The 2,673-nt window shown below is 71.5% G+C and carries 2 protein-coding genes; both read right to left on the reverse strand.

What is annotated here, in order from left to right:
• A partial coding sequence (locus BN11_RS20960; protein ID WP_048700410.1) for an ATP-dependent DNA helicase occupies positions 1 to 1,933 on the reverse strand: 1,933 nt, incomplete at its 3' end.
• Positions 1,934 to 2,001: 68 nt separating this feature from the next.
• Positions 2,002 to 2,673 (reverse strand): MsnO8 family LLM class oxidoreductase (locus BN11_RS24510; RefSeq protein ID WP_048700412.1); only part of this gene is annotated, 672 nt, incomplete at its 5' end.

Genomic DNA, 2,673 nt, shown 5'->3' on the forward strand with positions numbered 1-2,673 from the left:
GCGGGGCGGTCTGGTCGAGGCGCTGCAGCGCAGAGAGCACCAGTTGCCGGTCGGTCGTCGGCCAGAACGGCGGCAGCGAGCGTTGGAGGAACCCGGCATACCGCGCGGTCATCATGCGCGAGTCGAGGAAGGCGACCACACCGCGATCGCTCGCGGACCGGATCAGCCGGCCGGCGCCCTGGGCCAGGCGTAGGGCGGCGTGGGTGGCGGAGACGGCCATGAAGCCGTTGCCGCCCATCCGTCCGATGGCCTCGGTGCGGGCCGACGCGAGCGGGTCGTCGGGGCGCGGGAAGGGGATGCGGTCGATGAGGACGAGCTGGCAGGACGAGCCGGGCACGTCGACGCCCTGCCACAGGCTGAGGGTGCCGAACAGGCAGGTTGTTGGGTCGCGAGCGAAGTCACGCACCAACGTGGAGATCTGGTCCTCCCCCTGGCACAGGATGCTGATCTCGCTCTCTCCCAGGCGATCTCGCATCGCCTCGGCGGCCTCGCGAGCGGCGCGCATGGAGGAGAAGAGGCCGAGGGTGCGCCCGCCGGCGGCCCGGACAAGCGCCTCGATCTCGTCGAGCATCTGGTCGCTGAGCCCCCCGCGACCGGGCGCCGGCAGCTTCGCCGCGACATAGGCGATCGCCTGCTCGGGGTAGTTGAAGGGGCTGCCGACATCGAGCCCGGTGTAGGCCGGTGCGCCCTCGCCCCGTAGCCCCATCGTGCCGGCGAGGGCATCAAAGGTGCCGCCGAGCTCGAGTGTGGCCGAGGTGAGGATGACGGTGCGGTCTTGAAAGATCTTGTCGCGCACCAGCATCGCCACGCTCATCGGTGCGACGTTGAGGACGGCGCCCCGGCGCTGATCGACGCGATTCCACAGGACGTCGAGTTCGCGCTCCTCGAGCATGCGGGCGCTGTTGTCGAAGATCTCGTCGACGGCGGCGATGGCCACCTGTTTGGCGCCGTCGATCTGCTCGCCCGGTTGCGGTTTCAGCTCGGACTGGACGGTGCGGGCGGCGTCGCGGACCGTCGCCAGGGCGAGCGCGAGTTGCTCGGGAACGGCGTCGATCCGCGCCTCGGGCAGTTGCTCCAGCGCCCTTTCGAGCACGAGGGCGGTGTCGTCGAGGACGTCGCTGGAGTCGGCGGAGCGGGCGCGCTTGGCGGCCCGTTTGACCATGCCGGGGGTCAGCTCGTCGGTGATGGTGGAGGTGATCCGGTCGACGAGCTCGTGCCCCTCGTCGATGACGAGCAGTTCGTGCTCGGGCAGCATGAAGCGGCCCTCGAAGGCGTCGATCGCGAGGAAGGAGTGGTTGGTGACGACGATGTCGACATCCTTGGCGGCGGCCCGGGAGCGTTCGACGAAGCACTCGCCGGCCAGCGGGCAGCGCGAGCCGAGACACTCCTCGGCGGCGACGCTGACCTGGCGCCAGGCCCGCTCGGACACACCCGGGACGAGCTCGTCGCGGTCACCGGACTCGGTCTCCTGGGCCCATTCGCGCAGGCGAACGACCTCCTTGCCGAGCCGGCCTGCGGAGGCATCGGCCTCCCCCACGTCGAAGAGGCCCTCGTCCTCGTCGGGGAAGCCGCCCTCGAGCTTGTGCAGGCAGACATAGTTGCGGCGGCCCTTGACCAGGGCATAGGTCGGGCGCCGCCCGAGGATCGGGGCCAGGGCGGTGGCCAGCCGCGGCAGGTCGCGATCGATGATCTGCCCCTGGAGGGCCAAGGTGGCCGTGGCGACGATGGCGGGCTTGCCGCTGCGCTGCGCGTGCAGGATCGCCGGGACGAGGTAGCCGAGGGACTTGCCCGTGCCGGTGCCGGCCTGGACGAGCAGGTGCTCCTCCTTGTCGACGGCGTCGAGCACCGCCTGCGCCATCTGGGTCTGACCCGGCCGCTGCGTGCCGCCGAGGTCGCTGACCGCGGCGTGCAGGAGCTCGGGGAGATTCGGCATACCGGCCAGCCTATGTCCGCGGGCCGACACCGCCCGGGCCTTATCCACACCCCCGGCGAGGCGGACCGTCAGTCGATGGCCGCGAGGACGTCGAGGACCGTATGCCGCGCGGCGAGGTCGGGGGCGGGGTTGGTGATCATCAGCTCGTCGGCCCCGCATTGCTCGCGGAAGGTGCGCAGATAATCGGCCACCTCGTCGCGATCCCCCACCGCCGTGTAGGTGAGCATGTGCCGGGCCTGGTCCGCGACGGGGGAGGTCATCAGCGCGTCGACCGCCGCGTCGTCCAGTCGTCCGGCGTATGCCGGGACCCGCTCGGCGAGATTGCGCACCCGGGAGCGGAGCACCCGATCCGCCAGCTCGCGGGCCGCCCCGCCCTCAGCCGCGGCGATGACGTTGAGCGCGGCGACGGCATACGGCTCGGCGAGCTGCTCGGAGGGCTGGAAGCGCTCCCGATAGACCCGCATCGCCGCGTGCAACGCGTCGGGCGCGAAGTGGCTCGCGAAGGCATACGGCAACCCGAACGCGGCGGCCAGCTGCGCGCCGTACAGCGAAGACCCGAGGATGTAGAGCGGCACCCGCGTGCCCGCGCCTGGGTGCGCCGACACGGTCGGGATCAGGGACTCCCCGGCGAGATAACCCTGCAATTCCCTGATGTCGGAAGGGAATTCGTCGGAGGCGCGCGGGTCGCGACGCAGGGCGCGGAGGGTGACCTGGTCGGTGCCCGGGGCGCGCCCGAGGCC

It is taken from the genome of Nostocoides australiense Ben110 (genome assembly GCF_001050535.1).
In the GTDB taxonomy this organism is placed as follows: domain Bacteria; phylum Actinomycetota; class Actinomycetes; order Actinomycetales; family Dermatophilaceae; genus Nostocoides_A; species Nostocoides_A australiense.